A 254-nucleotide genomic window follows, 5' to 3' on the forward strand; every position below is an offset into this window, starting at 1 on the left:
CCAGACCTTCTGGCGCATATCTCGCCGCTCGGATGGGCTCATATCCTGCTCACAGGCGAATACAGGTGGAAAAGCAGGTGACGTCCGGTCTTAGGGTGTCATTCTGCACTCAGCCGGAGCAGACCCCGTATTGATCGTGTTCGTGCTGAGCTGAATATCTCAGAGCGCCGCGCTTGCCGCGTTCTGAGACAGCACCGCTCCACGCAGCGCAGAGTGCCGATTGGTCGTCCAGACGAAGATCGCCTGGTGGCCGA

Annotated in this window: 1 pseudogene; it reads left to right on the forward strand. The window is 59.8% G+C overall.

Features of this window, described 5'->3' with window-relative positions:
* Positions 1 to 111: 111 nt before the first annotated feature.
* Positions 112 to 254 (forward strand): annotated as a pseudogene (locus MK745_RS19695) (IS3 family transposase); the annotation flags it as partial.

It is taken from the genome of Shimia aestuarii, from assembly GCF_022814865.1.
Taxonomy (GTDB): domain Bacteria; phylum Pseudomonadota; class Alphaproteobacteria; order Rhodobacterales; family Rhodobacteraceae; genus Shimia; species Shimia aestuarii_A.